General features: G+C 35.4%; 20 protein-coding genes. 6 read left to right on the top strand and 14 right to left on the bottom strand.

Annotated features, from left to right (window positions below):
• Positions 1 to 22 precede the first annotated feature (22 nt).
• The 5 genes from F606_RS0104045 to F606_RS20530 form a co-directional block, all read right to left on the bottom strand.
• On the bottom strand, positions 23 to 562 hold the full coding sequence (locus F606_RS0104045; RefSeq protein WP_019552592.1) for a GNAT family N-acetyltransferase: 540 nt from the start codon (positions 560 to 562) through the stop codon (positions 23 to 25).
• A 172-nt stretch (positions 563 to 734) separates the two neighbouring features.
• Positions 735 to 926 (bottom strand): helix-turn-helix transcriptional regulator, encoded by a 192-nt coding sequence (locus F606_RS0104040; RefSeq protein WP_019552591.1) that lies wholly within the window; start codon positions 924 to 926, stop codon positions 735 to 737.
• A 102-nt stretch (positions 927 to 1028) separates the two neighbouring features.
• On the bottom strand, positions 1029 to 1532 hold the full coding sequence (locus F606_RS0104035) for a cysteine hydrolase family protein (protein ID WP_019552590.1): 504 nt from the start codon (positions 1530 to 1532) through the stop codon (positions 1029 to 1031).
• Positions 1533 to 2027: 495 nt separating this feature from the next.
• A complete protein-coding gene (locus F606_RS23615; protein WP_245542081.1) occupies positions 2028 to 2489 on the bottom strand; it encodes a class I SAM-dependent methyltransferase in 462 nt (153 codons plus the stop codon).
• A gap of 63 nt (positions 2490 to 2552) precedes the next feature.
• The gene (locus F606_RS20530; protein ID WP_019552588.1) at positions 2553 to 4070 is read right to left on the bottom strand and encodes a phosphoglucose isomerase-related protein; all 1518 of its coding nucleotides are present in this window, start codon (positions 4068 to 4070) and stop codon (positions 2553 to 2555) included.
• Positions 4071 to 4285: 215 nt separating this feature from the next.
• Between F606_RS20530 and F606_RS0104015 the strand changes: the two genes are divergently transcribed.
• Complete coding sequence (locus F606_RS0104015) at positions 4286 to 5242, top strand: sugar-binding transcriptional regulator (RefSeq protein WP_019552587.1); 957 nt, start codon at positions 4286 to 4288, stop codon at positions 5240 to 5242.
• Between the two features lie 246 nt (positions 5243 to 5488).
• Positions 5489 to 5614, top strand: coding sequence for a hypothetical protein (locus tag F606_RS23795; protein ID WP_019552586.1), 126 nt, complete (start codon positions 5489 to 5491; stop codon positions 5612 to 5614).
• A gap of 351 nt (positions 5615 to 5965) precedes the next feature.
• On the opposite strand, the gene F606_RS0104005 is transcribed toward F606_RS23795, so the two are convergent.
• The 3 genes from F606_RS0104005 to F606_RS0103995 form a co-directional block, all read right to left on the bottom strand.
• The gene (locus tag F606_RS0104005; protein ID WP_019552585.1) at positions 5966 to 6262 is read right to left on the bottom strand and encodes a hypothetical protein; all 297 of its coding nucleotides are present in this window, start codon (positions 6260 to 6262) and stop codon (positions 5966 to 5968) included.
• Positions 6263 to 6778: 516 nt separating this feature from the next.
• Positions 6779 to 7609 (bottom strand): nucleotidyl transferase AbiEii/AbiGii toxin family protein, encoded by an 831-nt coding sequence (locus F606_RS0104000; protein WP_019552584.1) that lies wholly within the window; start codon positions 7607 to 7609, stop codon positions 6779 to 6781.
• Positions 7609 to 8202: a type IV toxin-antitoxin system AbiEi family antitoxin domain-containing protein gene (locus F606_RS0103995; protein WP_019552583.1), complete on the bottom strand. Its 594-nt coding sequence runs from the start codon at positions 8200 to 8202 to the stop codon at positions 7609 to 7611. The genes F606_RS0104000 and F606_RS0103995 overlap by 1 nt, the downstream gene beginning before the upstream one ends.
• 197 nt (positions 8203 to 8399) lie before the next feature.
• Here F606_RS0103995 and F606_RS23935 point away from each other — a divergent pair, with 197 nt between their 5' ends.
• Positions 8400 to 8477, top strand: a complete 78-nt coding sequence (locus tag F606_RS23935; RefSeq protein WP_407635971.1) for a putative holin-like toxin — start codon at positions 8400 to 8402, stop codon at positions 8475 to 8477.
• A gap of 380 nt (positions 8478 to 8857) precedes the next feature.
• On the opposite strand, the gene F606_RS0103990 is transcribed toward F606_RS23935, so the two are convergent.
• From F606_RS0103990 to F606_RS20525, 6 genes are all read right to left on the bottom strand, one after another.
• Positions 8858 to 10702 (bottom strand): recombinase family protein, encoded by a 1845-nt coding sequence (locus F606_RS0103990; RefSeq protein ID WP_019552582.1) that lies wholly within the window; start codon positions 10700 to 10702, stop codon positions 8858 to 8860.
• 162 nt (positions 10703 to 10864) lie between these two features.
• A complete protein-coding gene (locus F606_RS0103985) occupies positions 10865 to 12820 on the bottom strand; it encodes a P-loop NTPase fold protein (protein WP_019552581.1) in 1956 nt (651 codons plus the stop codon).
• 45 nt (positions 12821 to 12865) lie between these two features.
• Positions 12866 to 13090: a recombinase family protein gene (locus tag F606_RS0103980; protein ID WP_019552580.1), complete on the bottom strand. Its 225-nt coding sequence runs from the start codon at positions 13088 to 13090 to the stop codon at positions 12866 to 12868.
• Between the two features lie 68 nt (positions 13091 to 13158).
• Positions 13159 to 13341 carry a hypothetical protein gene (locus tag F606_RS0103975; RefSeq protein ID WP_019552579.1) on the bottom strand — a complete coding sequence of 61 codons (183 nt, stop codon included), beginning with the start codon at positions 13339 to 13341 and terminating at the stop codon, positions 13159 to 13161.
• Positions 13342 to 13368: 27 nt separating this feature from the next.
• Positions 13369 to 15633, bottom strand: a complete 2265-nt coding sequence (locus F606_RS0103970) for a hypothetical protein (RefSeq protein ID WP_019552578.1) — start codon at positions 15631 to 15633, stop codon at positions 13369 to 13371.
• Positions 15623 to 15781 carry a hypothetical protein gene (locus tag F606_RS20525; protein WP_154651094.1) on the bottom strand — a complete coding sequence of 53 codons (159 nt, stop codon included), beginning with the start codon at positions 15779 to 15781 and terminating at the stop codon, positions 15623 to 15625. Before F606_RS20525 ends, F606_RS0103970 begins: the two co-directional genes overlap by 11 nt.
• 276 nt (positions 15782 to 16057) lie before the next feature.
• On the opposite strand from F606_RS20525, the gene tnpA reads away from it, so the two are divergent.
• From tnpA to tnpC, 3 genes are all read left to right on the top strand, one after another.
• Complete coding sequence (gene tnpA, locus F606_RS20520) at positions 16058 to 16426, top strand: IS66 family insertion sequence element accessory protein TnpA (protein ID WP_019552576.1); 369 nt, start codon at positions 16058 to 16060, stop codon at positions 16424 to 16426.
• Positions 16423 to 16779, top strand: coding sequence for an IS66 family insertion sequence element accessory protein TnpB (gene tnpB, locus F606_RS0103955; RefSeq protein WP_026329237.1), 357 nt, complete (start codon positions 16423 to 16425; stop codon positions 16777 to 16779). The genes tnpA and tnpB overlap by 4 nt, the downstream gene beginning before the upstream one ends.
• Before the next feature lie 46 nt (positions 16780 to 16825).
• The coding region (gene tnpC, locus F606_RS0103950; RefSeq protein WP_019552574.1) for an IS66 family transposase at positions 16826 to 17805 on the top strand (980 nt) is incomplete at its 3' end.

Raw genomic sequence — 17805 nt, 5'->3', positions numbered from 1 at the left:
GCTGTCAATAAATAAGTAAAATTTATTGTTTCATGACCTTTTCAAATCTAAAGAAATCTTCGCCTCCTGGGAAGTCCTCGTCACTTGATGCATGCGGATCAGAGTGATGTTTATTGAAATATTCTACGATTTGAAAGCCACATTTATTTACATAAAAATGAATATTACGTTTTTCAAAGTACGGTGTATGAGTTTCCCAAACTTTAGTTTCAATGTACTTTTCTTCAATAGCTTTCCAAGCTTTTAAGCCAATGCCACGACTGTGTGCATTTACTGATATAAAGAAAAAGTCTAACGAGTTATGTTGTGTTATTTCATTGATAATAAGTACAACGCCACCTGTCTTTTTTCCATTTGAGAAAATATGATAAACAACAGCTCCATCAGCATTGAAAGATTTTTCTAGATCTTCATCAGAAGGAATCGGCTTATCTAATTTAGAACCAAATGTCTCAACCACTGCAACTGCAAATGCTTCTTGCAGATCTTTCTTAAAATTTGTCAATTCTTCTCTATTTACAACCTCTAATGTAACTATATTTTCCTTGTCAGCTTGTATCATAATTTTTACCTCCTATATATGTATATTACTACAAATTGTCTATTGATTAATAAAGTATCAACCTCGCTAATTGACCGAGGTCAGTATTATTTTATAAAATAAGAGTTGTAATGTCAAGAAAAAAGTTAAGTGATGCGCTCTAACGGAATTAAACATCAATAAAAATCCCCACTTATGCCAAAGGGCGCACCCCTCCACCAATACCAGAATAAGATATAATCGGAATCCCCGCACCATTGAGTGTATCCAGATCCCGAAGAATTGTCCTTTTTGACACGTCAAAGCGATCGGCCAGTTCTTGCGCTGTAATTCGATCTACATTCGCAAGAATAGAAAGAATCGCAACTAATCGTTCTATTTTCAATTTTTTGCACCTCTGTAAGTATTACTCTAAAAATTTAAACGTATATAAGCATCAACAAATTTTGGCAACTCAGGTTATCCGATTAAGTTAAACAACCTCCACTCATATAATCGTTATCTGGCAGCTGCGCATTGCCTTCAATGCATTTTCATGACTTTCTGGTGTAACCCCAGCACAACACTTGCTATCAACTCTGATCATCTTTTCTGGATAGAATGCCTTGATCAATAGCGCATTGGAAATAATGCAAATATCCGTGCAGAGTCCGACAATCGTAATAGATTCATAAGGTTCTACGGCCTGAATCAGTTTCGTACAGCCAAAGGTCGGTTTTTCAAAAACATTGCTTTCCGTCACATATGGCTTGAGTGTATCACAAATCTCCCAGCCTTTTTCAGGTTTGATACAATGCTTGATCGGCAGATTCTTTCCTTCTTGCGAATCCAGGTAATCCTGTCCGTGCGTATCTTGCGTAAACATAATAACACTGTCAGTAGTGAAAAGCTTCTTTTGAACGCGCGGTACAATTGCCTGTGCCTCTTTGGTTCCCAAACTCCCATCAATAAAATCGTTTTGCATATCTATAATCAAAATCAAATCGTTCATAAAAATACCTCCGCTTCATTTGCTTCATCATAGCTGTTCCTCTGACGCCCTATCACTTTTCCTATCATTTCATGGAAATCTATACCGATTCTTTAGCCGGACTTAAATTGGACTTTTATGAATAAGACCATAATAAATATTACTACATTTCGTATCAGCTAAGTGATAGTGCCTTTCGGTCAGTGTCTGGTAACTTTAATTGTAACCGAGTTATTCATTTTATTCCAACATTTATTATAGAACCATTTAATTTTCAAATCCAACCCATCTTTCAAAATACTCATAAATACCACCATTCCTGTATTTAACTTTATTTATTTCATTTTAACTTTTAAAAAGTTAGAATGAAATAATTTATGTTAAATATAGAATACAGTCTTGCTCATCACCTGTAATTATTTGTAATCCCCAAATTCAGTCAAACCAGAGACCTTAGCAAATAAGCAAAAAAACACCCCAGTGATTTTTTCAAATCACTAGGGTGCGCCGTTCTTTCTAACTCCGTCTTGGGGACCAACTCATTGTCTCCATAATCAACCGGACTGCATCAGAAAAACCTTGTCGATAATATACGTCCATTCCGCTCATCATCATACAATTATATTCATCATCAAGTTGTTCCAAGGCCTCCTGCAACTCCAAGGGCAATGCATTTTTGATTTTGTTCTGATACGCAAGGACTTTTTCGCTGGCATGATAATATTCACTAGAATATTTCCTTAAATCTAAGCCAACCAAATTTTCTATATGTTCAAGAATATGCTCACATTTAACTATTTGAACAGAATTGTCTAAAAATGGTAAATGTACCTTTTCAAGGGATGTAACAATGTCTACTCCAGGAAGTTTTACGACATCAATATTGATAAAATTTTTCAATATATTTTTGCCGCACCCTAAATTAACCATGTAATGCAAATTTTCTGCTTTTTCCATCACTAATTCTCTTATAGGCATATTGTAATCAACACCTTCTTTGACTTTAATACATTTTTTAGTAATCAATTTTTTTCTGCGAATTTAATGATTAGCACGATAATGTTCCACGAGATAAGAAACTAGTCGCAAATCATCTGAACCAATACTTTGAGCAATTTCTTCTACAGTAAGTTCAATATATTTTTTTTGGCTTAAAAAAATGTTTATTTTCTCTTGAAGGGAAATTATATCTTCTGCACAAATCTTACCAGCTTCAACACCCGGTTGATTATATGCATTAACATTTAGCATATAAGCATAAAATCCTACAGCACGTTCAAAAAGAGCAATTAATGCACCGATCACAGTAGGAGATATTTTATCCATAGTCAGTAATATAGATTCGCGATTTTTTTCAAAAAGAGCTTTTTGTGTTCCCAAACAAAAAGCCCACAAATAATCTCCTGTTGTTATCGTAGAATGATTTACAATTGGCGCAATATTATCTCGGTCTTTCTTTACAAGAAGAAACAATGTAAAAAAGTCACAGATACCTTCCCTTAATTGTTGTACATAAGCATGCTGGTCAGTGGAACCTTTATTTCCATAAACAGTAAGCCCTGTACATGTTTTTTCACCTTGTCGAGTTTTGTTTTTTCCTAAAGATTCCATTACCAACTGTTGTAAATATCTACTAAAAAAACTTAATCGATCTTTATATGGCAATGTTACCATAGTTGTAATTTTTCTTTCTTCTTTAAAATATTTCCATGCAACAGATAATAACATTGCGGGATTGTTAATCACTGTTTTATTACGCGTTATTTTATCCATTTCTCTTGCACCAAATAACAAATCATTTATGCTAATACCTAATAATGCTAATGGAAGTAAGCCGACTGAGGAAAAAACAGATACTCTTCCACCAACCCAATCCCATATAGGAAAAACATTAAGCCAATTTTCTTCACGTGCTACTTTTTCCATCGGTGAACCTTGCATAGTTACAGCAATAAAATGCTTTTCAAAAGGTATTTTTTTCGCGTTAAATGCAACTTGTAGTTCTAAAATCATATTCCTGATTTCTATGGTACTACCTGATTTTGAAATAAAAATCACTAGTGTTTCCGATAATTGGTCATTTATTTTGCGCAGAATCAATTCTATTCCATCGGGGTCATTATTATCAATTGTATATGGGGTCATTTTATATTCCATATTTTTCATAGCATCCGCAATAAATTGGAAACCTAATTGTGAGCCACCAATGCCAGCTACAATCAAGTTTCTAAACTTTGTCCCACTTGAAGAAAGAATTTCTCCTGTATGTATCTTTTCAGTAAAATCTGTAATTTGTAATAGGGAAGAATCTATTTGCCAAGTTATCCATTCAGTTGGTGCAACTGATGTATCTCTTAACCAATAATGCCCTACCATCCGTTGTTCATCTGGATTTGCTATTGCACCATTTTCCAATGCATCCATTTCTTCAAATGAATACGCAACTAAATCTTTTATTGAGTCGATATACTTCTCGAAATCACACTGAATACAATGAAAATCAATGGTAAAACAAGCATTAGCACAACAAATCTTTAATAGATTATCTTTTATATTCACAATAATCCCTCCTCATAATCAAAATTGAACATATGTTCATTTTTAATATTTTGTTCTCATATTTTATTATAAATAAAAAAACAATAATGTCAAATTAATTTTTCTTATTAATTTTCTAATTAAATACAGACTTTTATTATATTGCTATACCTTCAAAATTTATATATAATATAATTATTGTATTAATTTCAAAAATGAAAAAATGATGAGGTATTATGCAAAAACAAAAACACGATGAAATAGAAGTTTTACGTACGATCGCAAAACTTTATTACAAAGACAATTTTACACAATCTCAAATTGCAACCCGTTATGGTTTATCACGGCCAAAAGTCTCTAGACTTTTAACCGAATCTCGAAAAACTGGTATTGTAAAAATTTTTATAGCAGATGAGGTTGATATCGAAGAAGAGTTGCAAGAACAACTTTTGCAAAAATATCATTTAAAAGCCGTAAGGGTTGTATCTATTCCTAATGATGATAAATCTTTGGCACAACAAATAACTGCACAAGAAGCTGCTAAATTTATGGTCAATCTTTTGGAAGCAGGAGATATAGTTGGTGTCTCTTGGGGCTACACGATTTACACAATTGCTCGAGCTTTCCCAACTCTAACTTTACCTAATATAGAACTGGTACAACTTTCTGGAAATTTAGATAATGTGAATAGAGCCAGCCGTGCAGATGAAATTCTCGGTATATTAAGTCAGAAATTACATGCTGAAAATGCATATACGTTTCCATGCCCAGCAATGGTGGATAATGAAATTATATTAGACACAATGTTGCATGATAATCGAATTCGGAAGGTTTTTGATAAAGCTCAAAATTGCAATAAAGCAATTGTTAATATAGCTGCAATAGATGAAAATGATTGTCTTCTGAAAGGTGGTTATATTGATAATAAAAAGCTTGAACAACTTATGAATAAACAAGTTGCTGGCAGAATATGTTGTCATTACATCAACACAAATGGCGATGTATGCGATGAAAATTTAGATCGAAGAACTATGGGTGTGAAACTAGAAGAACTTAAGAAAAAGAGATTTGTAATGACATGTATAACTTCAGAAAAAAAATTAAAGCCACTAGTCGCAGCTTTAAAAGGAGAATATATTAACGTACTAGTTATAGATTCTATTTGCGCAGAAAAGCTTCTGGAAGAATATTAAACCTAAATTATTTATGGCGGTTTAAAACCACCACCTCTTATTTAGTTGCCTCAATGGTAACTAAATAAGAGAAATTCACTTCATTGACGATGGAAAATTTTTTCTTTTCCCCCTCATAAATGATCAAACCTTTTTTATTCAATCTTGATATGCTTGAAAAATACTTATCACAAAAAAACTAGACAAGCCTATTTCCGATATAACTAAACCGCCAGAATAAAATGACTCTATAATATTGGAAGAAATTTGGTTTATGCAAAAGGGGCAATCGACATTTTCACCGATAAAGCAATGGATGAAATTTATACCTATTCAACCGGAGCAGCCAGGGCAATCAACAAGGTTTGCATGCATGCTTTGAGTGCCGCGTAGCACAATAAAAAGCTCATTGACGATCATATGGTTCATCTCGTTATCGAAAGTAAGCTTCCATAAATGATTAAAATTTGGTACTTTAATCGGTACCAAATTTTAATCATTTATGTGGCGAAACCAGCAAGCAGATTTCGGCAAGAATCATGAGTAAGGCATAGACAAAACCGGAGAGCAATAACATTTTAAAAAGTTAAAAGTCAATAATTTATGTTAAATACAGAATACACCCTTGCTCATCACCTGTAATTGTATGCAGTTTCCCAATTTAACCAAAACAAAGAGGTTAGCAAATAAGCAAAAAGAAACACCCCAGCGATTTTTTCAAATCACTAGGGTGCGCCGTTCCTTCTAACTTCGTCTTGGTGACCAGCTCATTGTCTCCATAATTAACCGGACTGCATCGGAAAAACCTTGTCGATAATATACGTCCATTCCGCTCAGCATCATACAATTATATTCATCATCAAGTTGTTCCAATGTTTCCTGCAAATCCAAGGGCAAAACATTTTTGATTTTGTCCTGATACGTAAGGATTTTTTCGCTGGCATGAAAATATTCACTAGAATATTTTCTTAAATCTAAGCCAACCAAAATTTCCTGTTCCTTCGTGGCAGCCAACGAATCAAATACATTTTTCATCATCATTTATATCCCCCATCCTCATTCTGCAAGGGGTTTCTCTATTGTAATCCAATAAAGGAACCCACCCTACAGTTTGTTTCAGGGGAAATCAAAAAAGCGCATACGCGGGTTTATTCAACCTACACATGCGCTTTGCTATATCTTAATTGCATGCAGACGCAAGCCTCTGTCAAAACTACAATCACATCATACCGAACAAACCATCTCCCTTGTCACTCAAGGAAAATCACGGTATAATAAATTGTCGTCGTAGACAGCTAGCTGTTACGTGTAGGTGCTGGTTCACCTGCTCGTGCCTGTGAGTGGTGAGACACTCTCAGGACACGGCGACTTTTTTAATTTCCACCTATCTCTAATTATATTACACTTCGTAACGATTGCAAGTAAAAATAGGATGAAACATGATTTTTTTATTACGAAAATCATGTTTTTTTGTTGGGGTTTTTTAGATTCTGGGTGATGTACTAAACTCTTGGATTACTATAGATGTCAGAAAAGAAACCTCCCTCAGTGTCCATTTCACACTAAAACCGACGGAACTATTTTTCTTAACAACTCAATTACATCATCGTAATTGATGGTTGAAGCATAGGGAAACTGACTTTGATAGTTCTTCCATAATCGTTTCAACTCTAGACTTTCAGAAATATCTTTTAAAATTGCTTCCGTATTCTTTATTTTATCCAAAGATCCACGGTGACCAGCTGTTGCAATTAATGCTGTTTTTAATATCTTCTTGTCATAAGGAAGGGCTGCCACAATAGCATAAACATCATAAAAGTCACGAGGACGCGTCGAAAAAATCCCTCTACTTAAAATCGTTTCAATTTTTTCACCCAATATAGTTTCTATATTATAACTCCATAGGAAAAATCCATCATCTTCAAACATCATAGAAAATCGTCTAAGTTCAGCATCTGGCGTCATAATATCACCAGTTGAAACATCCATGCTTAACGGAGCTTTTATTTTCCCCAAATTAGCTACAAAAGAAACACAGAAGCCTCCATAGACATCATCATCCCGAATTGGTTCTATTCCCTTAAACTCGAAATCGATACCATCATTTATACGAATACTACAAATATTGATTACTGCCTCTTTAATGTTCTCTTTAGTTAATGGCAAATTCTTTAATGTAGTATCCAAATCCATTGTTGCACGATTAGATAATCCCAAAACAGAAGAGATAAGAGTACCGCCTTTTACTACGAATTTATCTTTATATTCTATTTTTGATAACCGAAACATAAATCGTTCAAATAAATAATTCTGCAACACAACCTGTGCTGGCAGCTTTTTCTGCCTTGCTATATTTCTTATCTTAGCCTTCAAGCTTGTATCGTTCATCACAACAGGACCTCCAAATATCTGTGAATTACGTTTGTAATTCTTAATTGCTTTGCATAATTGCCCAAGGTATTGAGATTCTTATTCTTTGACTTTGCATATGCTTTAACCGCAAATAGAAATGTTTCAGTTCCGAGTTTATTACGAGATCTTACGACATCACAAATAGTCCGATCGATATCATATACAGGAATTAAATTTCCAGCAGGAGATTTTTCTACAACCCGCCCCATTTCAAATAAATCCGGTTTAATATAATATACTTTACATATATCCTGAATGTTATTATTAGGAACACAATTACTTGGCGCTGTTACAGAATGTACAAAAGGTGTTCTGTCTGATAAGCCATGTAAATAGAGCGCCGTTTCATGAGAAAATATTATTTTGCTTGATCGTAATGCTATAGACAACAATTCATCTTCCATACCGTTAGGAAGAATATACTGGCCACGTGCTATTCTCTCTAATTGACCATGAAGGTATAGATTTGACAACATTGCCCTTGAAATTCCTAGGCGCGCTGCATCTTTTGTAGTAATAATCCCACCCTGATGTGAGCCTAATTCTTCTAATTTTTGCAGTATAGTCATATCTATCACCTCTTTACTAATTACAAAATATTATATATATAGTTTTGTCATTTGTCAAATTAAATAACATAACCGTCTGTGTAAAATCTTAGGATAACCGAAAAAAGCAGCCTGTTCATAAGCTGCCTGCATTGTGCTATAATATTGTCTAAGATAGTTGATGGTGTCGGTTTTTCCTAGAAGTAGGGGGTGGTTTTATGACAGTTTTTGAAGCCTTATCGTTAATGATAAGTTTCGGTATACTGATCGCAGCCATTCTTTCATCCCGTAAATAACGGCATGAAAAAAACCGCCTAGCGGTTGCGAGCGGTCTTCTTCAAAGAATTCTAAATTCGAGGAGAGCCGACGCTTCCCACATCAACTATCTCTTTTTATATTATAACAAAATCTTGATAAATTATCAATGGATATCACTCGCTAGTATGTGTCAAGTTTTTCTTGGTAAAGAACTTCAACCTTTATTTCAACTGCGTTCACTATCTTTTTTAAAAGTCCTTTGTAAAATGTTAGAATAACCGAAAAAAGCAGCCAATGCCATACATTTCTGTACTGCATTAGCTGCTTATATATTTTAGACTAATTTACCGTTGGAATATGTTGGCAGCTGGATGATTTTCCAGCTAATCAACATCAACAATCCCTTATTATTTGCGGACTAACAGGGTAACACTTTCCACATGTGCCGGTCATCCTCAATAGAAGCGGTTTCCGTTAACTCGGATGAACTTGATAGACAATCTTTAGAAGTAGCAAGCGGTTCCATTTCTACATAGCCAGTATCAGGCGTCGATATTATAGAACCATTTTTTTCAGTTAAATTATTATTCGTTTTCCTCCTTGACCTACGTGGTGGTTTAAAATCATCAGCACTTCGTTCATCGGTTACATTCGTTCTATAAATGAAGATCAATTTATCAGGATCTGATTCGCCATCTTCATCGAATCCACCAACGATAACTTTTTCTACAATGCTATTAAATACATCCGGATCAAATTTTTTCATACCGACATTTGATTTCAATACACTTCGAAATATATCTAATCGTTTTTGCACATCTTTTTGTCGACTCGATTGCAAATCCACTTTTTCATTTTCAGCTTTTAACTTTTCTAATTCACGAGAAAGCGATTTGTATTTTTCTTCATAAATTTCTTTCTCAATCCCACCGTCTAGCCTTAAATCTAATAACTTGTTAATTTTACTATTTAACCGATTGATTTTTCTTTGTAACTCTCCAGTCGTATCAACCTGAGCATTTTTTTCTATGCTTTCTTTCAAACGATCAAGTAGTTCATCAACTGTTCCTTTATTTCGTTGAATTGTCATTTGAAAACTTTGAACAAATGCATTTCCTATAGCTTCTTCTGCAATTGCTTTACTATGTGGACAAACTTTCTTGCCATTTTTAGTTGCAGAAACACAATGCCACATGATTTTTTTATGTTGAGTAGTACTATGCCAAATACGCCTAGCAAGTACTTTACCACAATAGCCACATTCTAGCATACAACTAAAAGTAAATCGTTGACTCACTCTGACATGAACCCCCGGAGAAAATGCTCCACCAATTTTTCCTCTATTGCGATTTGTACGAATTTCTTGAGCTTTTTCATATTCTATAGCAGTAATAATAGGTTCATGGTGCTGATGAATAAAAAAACGATCCTCTTCACCAAAATTCCTCAATCTTTTTTTCGAAATAGGATTCACGGTATAAGTTTTCCCTAATAATAGATCACCCTTATATTTTTCATTTTTGAGAATCCCCATGATTCCCCCATTTGTCCATCGACTACTACCTTGCTTTGTTTTTATTCCTTTTTCTTCCAATTGCCTAGCTATTGAAGTACAGCCATAGCCCTTCAAATATTGCTTAAAAATAAATCGAACAATCTTTGCTTCTTCTTCATTAACTGCGATTTCTTTTGTGTCAGTATAATAATCATATCCTAAACACCCTTGGAAACCAACTAATTCTCCCCGTTGCATTTTCATACGCAACCCTTTTTTTACATTGGCCGATATATTCTCAACTTCTTGCTGATATACAGCACTAAGCACAGATAATAACAGCTCTCCATCCATAGTTGAAGTATCAATTTTCTCTTCTTCAAAGCGAATAGCTACCCTATGTTCTCTTAGCAATCGAACATATTTCAGAACATCTAATGTATTACGCGCAAAACGTGAAATAGATTTTGTAAGAATAACATCCAATTTCCCACTGATTGCATCATTGATCATCTTTTTAAAATTATCACGTTTATCTATCATCGTACCGGTTATAGCTTCATCTGCATAAACCTCAACAAAATCCCATTCCGGCTTCGATTTAATCAAATCTGTATAATATCTCACCTGAGAGTTATAACTATCTAACTGTTCTTCATCATCCGTACTAACTCTACAATAAGCAGCAACTCTAGTTCTTTCTTGAAAAACACTGTTTTCACTCGCGTTATATCCACGCTTTCCTTTTATAATTTTAACATCTGGCATAGTATACACCCCATTAACTTGCCTACGAGTCACTATGATTTTATTATATATTTGAACCTCCTATATTTTCTAATATTGACTTGCAATACCATTATCATGCTAACTCACAGGAGTTTTTTAGTTCACTCCGTTGCAATATTTCTGCTTACTCGCTTTTCTCCATCACATTGTGGGATTAATACTTTCATCTATAATAGGTTTCATATAACCAAGAAGCTTTTCATATTTTTCTTCCAACAAACGATAATTTCGAAAATCCAAGCGATATTTATGATTTAATTCTTCGCAACGCTGGACATATTTCTTATGCAATTTTTTTACCGACTCGAAGTCATCATAATCATTTCTTTGCAAAGTAGAGTTAGAGACCTCCTTCCGGTAACGATACTCAAGAAAGCGCAAGAGCTGTTCATGCGCCACAATATCATCTCCAAGCCAATCGAACATCTCATCAATATTCAGTTGCTGCAAAAAAGGAACATTCAGATAACTATTAAGCCCATTTCCAACATTGTTAATATACTCCAAAAACGTATTCTTATCATGGAACACCTTATCCTCGAGTCCCACAGTCACTTCCCTAGCAGCTTGGAAAATTTTACGGATCAAGTCCTGTACATTTTCGTTACCAACCTGAAAGAGTTTTTCTTCCGATACGCGTTCAAAATCTGGTAGTCCAGAAAATTTATCTTTGAATTTTTCCAAAAAAGACTTCAACTGTTCCCCTAATTTATCAAAGCTATATTGCCGTGGCAATATCTGTTCAGCTAACAAAGCACAATATATCTGAATATACAACATAATCTCGTCAAATCTTGTATATTTCCCTTGTTCAAAATCCTGCACAAGGGAAGTAAATAAATCCTCAATATTTAACACTGATTGATCATTTCTCTGGAACACTAAATCTTTCAGTTTCTCAATGTTTCTGTCTGCCAGTTTCAGCCGCTCTACTCGCTCTTTATGGTTCTGATAATCCACTTGAAGATTCTGCATCAGCCACTCCTTGTCATTATTTCCTTCAAGTAAAATCTGAGGCCAAAGTTCAGCGCAACGTAAACGATATACAATCTGATTCTGAAGGAAACTCTGTGCTTTATCTACCTGATTTATAGTTTCCTGCAATGGTTTTTTATCTCTCTTGTACTGATCCCAAACTACTTGAAACTGCTTAACAATGTTATCATCTATCACCTCTTTTTTTCTTAACGTATTATTTCCTGCCGCTTTTCCATTGGAATCTTCTCCGTTATTTTCAAAAATAGGATTTTTTCTCGTTTTAATGATACCGAGCTTGCAACTAACCATGAGAACAACATATGCTTCGAAAATTTCCCGGAGGTATTCCTTGTCCTGCTCATATATTGCCGGTAACTGATAAAAAAACAACTTCCATTGGTGAATAGTCTGCCGAAGAATACGTAAGTTTTCCACGCCCAATTTCTTTACAATCTGAGTAAAATATTGCTTGCTTGCTCCCGTGTCAATTAGCTCTCTAAATCGTTCCTCATTCCAAAACACTTCGATGCTCTTCTCATATTCCGGCTCTACGCTATAAGTCTCACCAATCATTTTTTCTTTCATCTGATCATAAACAACATCTTTAATTTCTTTCTCATTCGCAATGAAGATAACTCTTGTTCCACCTTCTATAATAGGGAAAAAATAACCAAATAATTCTTTAATATCCATATCTGTACGCTCAATATCATCAACAAACAAAACTTGACAACCCTTTGGGTTTTCATCTTTATCAGTAAGCATCTTACTGATAGGATCAATAACATTGTTGACATCGACGTTAAACTTATACTTAGCGGCACTTTTTAGGATACCATACCCCACAGACAACCATTTTTTATTCTTTGAGTCTCCCAACAAAGGATGAGCCGCCTCAAAAAGCTTATCATTTAGATCATCTGCTGTCTTAATGCCAAAAGCACTGACATACCAAGCAAGGTTTATCTCGGCAGCCGCGTTTCGTTCCCTTATAATCTCCTTACTCAAAAATGTCTTGCCACATCCCCAATTTCCTATCAACATCAATGCATAATCAGGATTTGTTTCCCATTCATCAATATAGGTTGTACATCGCTGCTTGATATTATCTCTGTCCATTACCTCAGCCTACCTTCATAAAAAGTTTTACTATCCCTGATTTTTCTATCGCCTAAACCCAATAGGTTCATAAACCTCAACAATATCCCATTCCGACTTCGCTTTAATCAAATCTGTATAATGTCTCACCTGAGAGTTGTAGCTATCTAACGGTTCTTCATCATCCGTAGTAACTCTACAGTAAGCAGCAACTCTAATTATTTCTTGAAAAGCACTGTTTTCACTCGCGTTGTATACACGCTTTCCTTTTATGATTTTAACATCTGGCATAACATGCGCTTCATTAATATATCTACGAAATACTATGATTATTATTATATGTTATTTTTTGTTGAATTTCAAGGATATACATCAGATATTATATGATAATCATTCTTCATTTTTTTACGAATCTCATTGTACTCGATTTCGGTAATTCGCTCATCTTTACTCATACATTCTTTATCATAGAGAAAATTTAGCATACTGATAAGTATTGCATACCGTTCTAATTCTTTTGCACGTTTTATTTCATCTTCCATACGGACCATCTGCCTCCCACTGAATCCCTATCTACTCATCCCACGCTCCTGCCTATCCGGCTTTCTCATTTTCACCTGCAAATTCCGTTTTTTCGGTATTGGCACGTTTTCTTTATTCTCCAACAGCGATAAATCGAAGTTTTTACTCGTCTTAACAATATTACTTATTTTTTGCCGACTCAGGTCATCCTGCTGCATTTCCTGCAGAACAGCTTCCATAACCTTAACCGGTGTATCCGTCTTAAAATCCAAAGTAGCCAATTCAGCATAATACGCAAATTGCTTACTATTGTTATCCCTTACATCCGGCTTATTTTCCATTACCTTAGCTCGTACAACTTCAATTTCTGGCAGCTTTACTGTATTTCTTTGATTCAAATCACGAATACCATTTCCCTGACAAATCCCTTGATATTTCATTTGCGTATAAACGGCCTGCTGCAATTCTTTATTTATTATATCTTTTTCTTCATTATATAAAGGCAATCCCGAGGGAATATTTTGATTGAGCACTCCACTACCAATTTCGTACTTCAATTTATAAAATTCTTTATCGCCATAAGAAAAAATCATTTGTTTACGAGGTTGGCGTATGATCTTTTGTTCATAATTCATACTACGCACAGCATCAGCCTCATCGTTTTTTTCATAAATAAAATGCTGTATAGCCTGCGCTCCCTTAAATTCCTCAACAACAGGCGTTTCAAGAGGCTCCATAACCATACCGTAGTTTTTAAATTTTATCGTTAATTTCTCTAAATTCTTCATAGCTACTTGGTGCTCTTTAGTAAATGCTACTTTTACAAGAAATTCCCCTTTTATCGTATCATTTGGCACTGCAGATTCAAAAACAATAGCATTTTGCTCTGGTTTATTAAATTTTCTTATTACGGGAGTTGCCGCCTGCACAGAATCGCAATGAGCAAAGACAAGGTCATCATATTCATCAGCCTTATGAACTTCCAATACTATATCATTTGGCACTTTACTAAAATTATTTTCTGTACAATAATACAAAAAAACATCGGCTGTCCGTTCATTGATCTTCTTCAATTCTGGGTGTTTTCTCAAATATATCTTTTCTTCCTCGGCAAACCGCTGCATCACCCGCTCACAAAGTGCATTTTCCCGTTCGCACGCTGCAAGAACTTTTTCTCTACTAATTTCCATGCCCTTAGATTTTTGAAAACCGATATGGGCATCCATCGCCTGCGTATCCGTCATTAAATAATTTCGATATTCATTGAAACGCACCAACAGGGCATTCGTTATTGAAGTTTTGTTACACAATTCTAAATCGCCAAGATCTATACGCATCTCACCATGATCATATGTTCCATACCGAACAGCAAATTTCGTTTTATCATAGTTGCCAAATCCCTGCAACTTGTTATCGAACTGCTCTTTATCCGCTGCATTGAGCTGTACCAAAAATTGATAGGCTGTTTCCCCTTGAAGATGTTGCCCTTCTTGATACTCTTTACCCTGCAAATCTTTTAGACAACGTTCACTCCAAAAGAAGTCAACCGATAAATCTCTAAACGGTTGATTCCACTCCTTCCGAATTTTATCTGCCATGCTTTTTAGTTCTTTACCTTCCTCCATCTGCATAGTTCTGACTAATTCCTGCGCTTTTTTCATCGCATGAAATAAAATCTTCGGATTTTCTGCAAGCTTGTTAATTTTCTCTTCTGTATAAAGTGGATGTTGTACGTAATCATAACTAAGATAACTTGTTTTCAAAAACAATTGAGATGTTAACGACGCAGCAAATTCATCAGCACCATTTTTTGACGCATACTCTTTGACAGTTGAAAAAAACTGATCATTCGAATTGCCGTTTCCATCCATATCTATTCCATTTGCATGCAAAAGATCCAAGGCATATTCCACATCTGCCTCTTCATTTCCATGAACAATTTTTTCCGTTCCATCCATTTCCACAATATCTGCTGCATTATAGAACTTCCGAAGATTTCCTTCATAATTTTGCCCATCATCAATACCTTCCCAATATTCAATTTCGACAGGCTTTACATTATCTTTTATAGTAAAGTTTTTATCTGTAATTTCCTGTTCACTTAGCCATCGAAGATCCTGATACCTATATTCACGTTGTGCTGCAGCAATACGCAAATAGTTTGCCGCACTAAACTGATATTTCGTTCGCGTCCCATTATTATAATGTCTGCCGTATAGCGCCGGTGGTTCAATATCGCCATATTCTCGCAAATTATCAACAATAATCTTATTTATGACATCCCGGCTTTCAAAAACTTTTTCAGTTGACATCTGGCAGAACCTCCTTTCTTTGATGATTTCCACTCGCAAAAAACTTCTTTACCAAAAGTTGATTTTCATCATAATCAATCGCTAAATTTTCTGCCATCTTCTGCCCAATATATGATTCCTGCAAACGTTCGTTCTTTATTGTTTCCATATATACCAACCTTTTTTTCTTAATCAAATCCACTTTTGATACTTCATGTATTTTCTGCCTTCATATAATTAAAACAATCAAATCCATTATTTTGGCAACCTCCACAAAATTCTTTCTTTCAGAATAAAGAATACCAAACTCTACCTTATAAAGTAAGCGTCAACTAAACCATCACCTGTACAATCAGTGTGCATCATGAGAAAATACATTCAGGATATCTAAATTAGAGCTTTTTAGATTCTTTTAGAGGCTAAAAAACTCGAAGGGAGTCTAATCATGGATGTACAAATCGTGACACATGAAGTTCGGTTGCAAAAATGGACCGATATTGTAAAAACTTGCCGCAGCAGTGGCAAAACCATAAAAAAATGGTGTGCTGACAATGACATCGACATTAAAAGATACTATTATTGGCAGCGAAAAGTATATCTTCAAACATGTCGAGAATTGGAAAACGTTCAAAAATCAATACATACTACGTTCCCGTGTGACGAAACCCCCGTATTCGCTGAAATCAACCTACCTAAAAATAATGCTGGCAATATAGCCGTTAGTATTCATCGGGATACTATGCAGGTCAATGTGTATTCTGGTGCTGATGCTGCAACCGTAGAAACTGTATTTGCCGCGCTTAGACAATTATGATCGGCGATATTTCGCGTGCAGAGCATATCTATGTGGCCTGTGGTCATACAGATATGCGAAAATCTATCGACGGTCTTGCGGCTTGCGTACAACAAAGCTTTCACCTAAATCCATTTTCTAATACACTGTTTCTTTTTTGTGGACGGCGAAGAGACCGAATTAAAGCCCTCTTTTGGGAAGGCGACGGCTTTGTACTTTTGTATAAACGTCTAGAAAAAGGAAGTTTCCAATGGCCAAAAAGTGAAGATGACGTTAGGAACATTACGCAACAACAACTTAGATGGTTAATGGAAGGTCTAAGTATAGATCAACCGAAAGCACATAAAAAAGTTAATGAAATTCAAATTATTTAGCAAAATAAAGTGTCCTCGTCCTGAAAAATAGAGTATAATCTATTTTATGGAAAATATTATGGAGTCAAATACAACAACAACAACTAAAGAAATGATTTCTATTCCGCGTGATGAATATGAAGCTTTAAAGGCGCAAAACAAGGAACTGGCCCAACAAGTACAATGGTTGATGGAACAGATGCGTCTTTCAAAACAGAAGCAGTTCGGTTCTTCCAGTGAAAAGAGTAAATACGATACATTAAATTTATTTAATGAAGCAGAGGCAACTACAGATCAAAGAATAGCCGAACCTGAATTGAGTGAAGTACAGAATTATCATCGTAAAAAGATGCGGGAAAGCAACGATAAACTGCCTGACGACTTACCTGTAGAGATTATCGAACATTTTTTACCAGCAGATGAACAGGAGTGTCCGGAATGCGGGACGGAAATGCACATCATGGGCAAAGAGATCCGTCGTGAGCTTAAGATTATTCCGGCGAAGGCGATTATTGTAGAGCATATCGATTATGTTTATGCCTGCCGTGATTGCGAGCGTAATGGGGATAATGTGCCGATCATTAAGGCACCAATGGGTAAACCTATAATAAAAAAAAGTTTTGCCTCGCCTGAGGCTGTTGCACATATTATGACACAGAAATTTGCAAACGGCCTGCCACTGTATCGTCAAGAGCAGGACTTTAACCGTATGGGCATACGCCTTTCACGGCAAACTATGTCCAATTGGTTTATTCGTTGTGCAGAAGATTGGCTAGAGCCAATTTACAATACCTTACGAGAGATACTTTGCGTACAGCCTGTGCTTCACGCCGATGAAACGGTGTTGCAAGTACTGAAAGAACCGGGTAAATCGGCGCAAAGCAAAAGCTATATGTGGCTATATAGAACCGGTAGAACTGCAGGGCTTCCTATCATCCTCTTTGAGTACCAGCCTGATCGAAAAGCAAAACGACCCCTTGAATTTTTAAAAGAGTTCGAAGGATATTTGCATACCGATGGTTATGCTGGATATCACAGCCTACCAGA

Source organism: Propionispira raffinosivorans DSM 20765 (assembly GCF_000381065.1).
GTDB classification, from domain to species: Bacteria; Bacillota; Negativicutes; order Selenomonadales; family Selenomonadaceae; genus Propionispira; species Propionispira raffinosivorans.
Note: the sequence above shows the minus strand (reverse complement) of the source record. Positions and strands in the feature narration are given on the sequence as shown.